The sequence below is a fragment of the Brevibacillus sp. SKDU10 genome (assembly GCF_001645205.1).
GTDB classification, from domain to species: Bacteria; Bacillota; Bacilli; order Brevibacillales; family Brevibacillaceae; genus Brevibacillus_B; species Brevibacillus_B halotolerans.
In genome coordinates this window covers 1-4510 of record NZ_LSSO01000089.1, presented here as the reverse complement: position 1 = coordinate 4510, position 4510 = coordinate 1, and the positions used below count along the sequence as shown (strand labels likewise).

Below are 4510 nucleotides of genomic sequence, written 5' to 3'. Positions count from 1 at the left end.
ACAAAAAAAGGACTAGAAACCAGACAAAAATTATTGACAGCAGCCGAGCAGGTCTTTGGTGCAAATGGGTATTATGAAGCGTCTATCGTTATGATTACCCAAGAGGCACAAGTAGCCCAAGGCACTTTTTATAATTATTTTTCTTCCAAAAAAGCAATTTATGAAGAGCTAATTAGACAACTAAGCCGTGATTTACGTTCCAAAATCAAGCTAGAAGTGACAAACGCTCATTCCCATGAAGAAGCTTTGCGACTTGGATTTCAAGCATTTTTTCGTTGGGTAAAAGAACATCGGAACCTATATGGGATCGTACAGCAGGCTGTGTTAGTAGATGAGGCGTTGTATCGCTGGTACTATGATAAGCTGGCGAGTGGCTTTATCAAAAGCTTGACTGCTGCAATGGAGGAGAAGGCTTTTCGCTCACTAGACAAGGAGGCACTAGCTTATTGTCTGATGTCAATTGGACAGTTTTTAGGCATGAGATGGGTTTATTGGGAAAATCAAGAGGTGCCGGTAGAGGTATTTGAAACAGCGATGAGTTTTATTCTGCAAGGTATGGGGAAAAAAGCTGAGAACAAGTAATTAGGAAAGGAGGATGTCTATGCAAGGGATTGCTTACTGGATTGACCAGCGAGCACAGAATACTCCTAATCGAATAGCCATCATTACAGAAGAGCAACAGCTTACCTATAAGGAAATGGGGCAAAAGGTGAATCAGTTCGCTCGGTTTCTCCAACAGGAATGTGACGTAGAAGCTGGAGTCCGAGTAGGGATTTTAGCACAAAATAGTCTGTCCTATGTTTTATTATTGTTTGCTATTGCTAAGCTGGGCGGTATTGCGGTTCCGCTGAATATAAGATTGACCGCGAATGAGCTCACATATCAGCTAGAGGATAGTGGGACCAAAGTATTGTTTACACAACATGAATTTAAGCCTGTCATCAAGCAAATGGAAACGAAGGTGAGTTTGAAACAGATTATTTGGATGGATCACAAAAAACATTTTTCCGGTGAAGAAGCACGAGATCGAGCAGCCACTGCTATTGAAGTTGATTTTGAAAACGCTATCAATCTATTGTCAAGCGAACCTCTCATTTTTGAAAAAATAGATGCTAAAGACCCCTATCTAATTTGCTATACCTCTGGCACCACAGGACGACCAAAAGGAGCAGTATTAACACAAGAAAATATGTTTTGGAATGCGATCCATAATTTGACCTCTTTAGATATTACTTCGAGTGATCGTTCCATTGTATTACTACCCTTATTTCATATCGGAGGAATTGGACTGTTTGCTTTTCCAACATTGTTTGCAGGAGGAAGCATCGTTATTTTAGGCAGGTTTCATCCAGACAAAGCCTTAGAAATGATCCAGAAGCATCAAGTGACAATCGTCATGGGGGTTCCGGCTATTCATGATGCACTTAGAAGGAGTCAATTATTTCCCGCTACAGACCTGAGCTCCGTCCGCTGGTTTTATAATGGCGGCGCCCCTTGCCCACATGAGCTGATTTTGTATTATCAAGATCGAGGGCTTTCGTTTGGACAGGGTTTTGGTCTAACCGAGACATCCCCCACTGTTTGTATGCTTTCAGCTGAGGACGCACGCCATAAGGTTGGCTCTATTGGCAAGCCTGTCCTGTTTTGTGAAATTAGGCTGGTGGATGAGCATGATCAGGAGGTGCCAAATGGGGAAGTGGGCGAACTGGCAATAAAAGGTCCTCATGTGATGAAGGAGTATTGGAATTTACCCAATGAGACGGCAAAGGCAATGCGTAATGGTTGGTTTTATACAGGTGATTTAGCGAGAAGGGATGAAGAAGGCTTCCTCTATATTGCTGGACGTCGTAAGGAAATGATTATATCTGGTGGCGAAAATATTTACCCTTTAGAGGTAGAGCAAGCGATTGGCTCATTACCGGAAGTAGCTGAAGTGGCTGTGGTTGGTATAGCAGATGAGAAATGGGGTGAGGTAGCAAAGGCTTTTGTAGTCATAAAAGAAGGCGCTACGCTTACAGAGGAAATGCTTCGGCATGCGTGTCAAATGAGAATCGCAAAATATAAAATACCTAAATATTTTGTCTTTTTACCTGAATTTCCTCGAAATGCGACAGGCAAGATCAATAAAACTGCTTTGCAAAGGATAGAATCAAATCATTGATAAGGAAGGTGACTGCAACAATGAGTTTTAAGATTGGACAGAGTGCCTCATTTAGCCGAACGATGACAGAAACAGATTTCGTGATGTTTGCTGGATTAAGCGGTGATTACAATCCCATCCATGTTGATAAGGTATATGCAGGTGATACACGGTTTGGACAGAGAATTTCCCATGGACTACTAACAGCTAGCCTATTATCCCGTTTACTAGGAATGCATTTGCCAGGTAAAGGGTCTGTTTATAAGGATCAGACCTTGCAATTTAAGGCTCCTGTGTTTATTGGAGATACCATCACAGCCACTGCTACTGTAAAAGAGTTTAATGAAGCACGAAGAATGTTAACTTTAGTAACAGAATGCACGAATCAACACGGCATAGTAGTTCTTACGGGGATAGCTACAATGGTGGTGCCAAGAGAAGGGGAGAAGATATGAATAGAAAACAGAGTAACATAGCAAGTGTTGCCATCGGGATTGAGGAAACGGGTGTTTATTTCCCCCCTCGCATAGAAACAGCAGACATGCTCGCTCAAAAAACAGGTATTCCTGCCTCAGTTATCATAGAAAAGTTTGGACTTTATGAAAAACATGTAGCTGATGATACGCTTCACGCATCTGATCTGGCGGCAGCGGCTGCTAAATCATTTGTAGGAAAGAAAATTCGCCCAGAAGAGCTTGATGTCATTATCTATTTTGGCAGCCCGCACAAGGATTATTACGTGTGGTCGTGTGCAGCTAAAATTCAGCATGAGCTAGGTGCTACAAACGCATATGCTTTTGAAATTATGAATGTAAGCTCCTGCTTTCCTATCGCTTTAAAGGTGGCAAAGGATATGCTAACGGCCGATAATAGCATTCGGAATATTCTGCTTGTTGCTGGGTGTAAAGAATCACACATTATTGATTACGACAATCCGCGATCCCGGTTCATGTTTAACTTCGCTGATGGCGGAACTGCTGCATTAGTTACACGCGGAGCTTCTAAGAGTCGCATTTTACAATCAGCTATGATAACGGATGGATCATTTCACGATGATGTCAAGGTACCTGGGGGTGGTAGTAAAAATCCAGCAAGTCACGATACGGTGGAGAAGCGTCTCCATTATATTGACGTGACGAACCCTTCCAGCATGAAGGAGCGTCTTGATCCCATATCCGTTCCTACTTTTGTGAAAGTGATTGAACTAGCACTACAAAAGAGCGAAAAAACCATTCAGGATATGAAGCTGCTTTTACCACTGCATACCAAACGTTCCATGTTTAGAGAGTTATTACAACGTCTAGGCCTAGCTGAGGATCAAGCGATTTATTTAGATCACCATGGACATATGTCAGCATTAGACCCATGCATTGGTTTGCATTTTGCACAGGAGAAGCATCTGTTGCATAAAGGAGACATTGTAGTAGCAGTAAGTGCTGGTACGGGATATACCTGGGCAGCTACTGTTCTTGAATGGATAGGGGAGGATTGCTAATATGAAAAGCCCGGAAAATCGCCCTTATTGTCATAAGCGATCAAGGATTCATCCACTTTTCGTAACCAAGCTACTCGCCATAATCTGTTCGTTTTCCCTATTTTTCCTTGTGGAGTCACCTGTGTTTGCCTCATGCTTTACGTATTCAGAAGCTTGGGGAAATGAAGCAGATGATCCTTCGATGTTTCGAACGCCAGTCGCTATGGCAAAGGATCTTACTGGCAATATATATGTGGCTGATATGGGGAATCATCGGATTGTGAAAATGAATAAGTCTGGTAAGGTACTAGAGACCTTTGGTGGTCTTGGCGACAAGCCTGGAAAGTTCAACATGCCGTTTGGAGTCGCTATTGATCAGGAGGGGAATATTCTAGTAGCAGATACAGGGAATTATCGGATACAAAAGTTTGATCATCAATTCCATTTTTTAAAAAGCTGGGGAACCCGTGGGAAAGGGGAAGGGGAGTTTGGTTTTCCACGTGAGCTAGCGGTTGACAGCAAGAATAACTATTATGTTACTGATGAATACAATCATCGTGTTCAAAAGTTTGATCAGGCTGGGACGTATTTACTAACGATTGGCACATACGGAAAAGGACAAGGAGAGCTTGCCCTCCCACAAGGAATTGCAATTAGTCCAACTGATGAGGTATACATAGCTGACACATTTAATAATCGAATACAGGTATTTAATGATAAAGGCAAGTTCCAAAGACAGATTGGAAAAGGTGAATCTGGTCTTGGTCCCTACCAATTTAATTTTCCGAGAGGCATCAATTTCGATCCTTTATCAGGTGCATTCTACGTGGCAGATACCTTTAACAATCGGATAATGAAATTTGATCAGCAGGATCGCTTTTTGTATACTGTGGGAC

5 protein-coding genes are annotated in these 4510 nt (G+C 42.3%); all 5 read left to right on the top strand.

Annotation, left to right across the window (positions count from 1 at the left end; genetic code table 11):
- A partial coding sequence (locus AYJ08_RS05465; RefSeq protein WP_064016885.1) for a TetR/AcrR family transcriptional regulator occupies nt 1-582 on the top strand: 582 nt, incomplete at its 5' end.
- A 19-nt stretch (nt 583-601) separates the two neighbouring features.
- Nucleotides 602-2161: an o-succinylbenzoate--CoA ligase gene (locus tag AYJ08_RS05460; RefSeq protein WP_064016884.1), complete on the top strand. Its 1560-nt coding sequence runs from the start codon at nt 602-604 to the stop codon at nt 2159-2161.
- Between the two features lie 20 nt (nt 2162-2181).
- Nucleotides 2182-2595, top strand: a complete 414-nt coding sequence (locus tag AYJ08_RS05455; protein WP_064016883.1) for a MaoC family dehydratase — start codon at nt 2182-2184, stop codon at nt 2593-2595.
- Entirely contained in the window at nt 2592-3635 is a 1044-nt protein-coding gene (locus tag AYJ08_RS05450; protein ID WP_064016882.1) for a 3-oxoacyl-ACP synthase, read from the top strand. Before AYJ08_RS05455 ends, AYJ08_RS05450 begins: the two co-directional genes overlap by 4 nt.
- A 1-nt stretch (nt 3636) precedes the next feature.
- Nucleotides 3637-4510 (top strand): 6-bladed beta-propeller (locus AYJ08_RS05445; protein WP_157452790.1); only part of this gene is annotated, 874 nt, incomplete at its 3' end.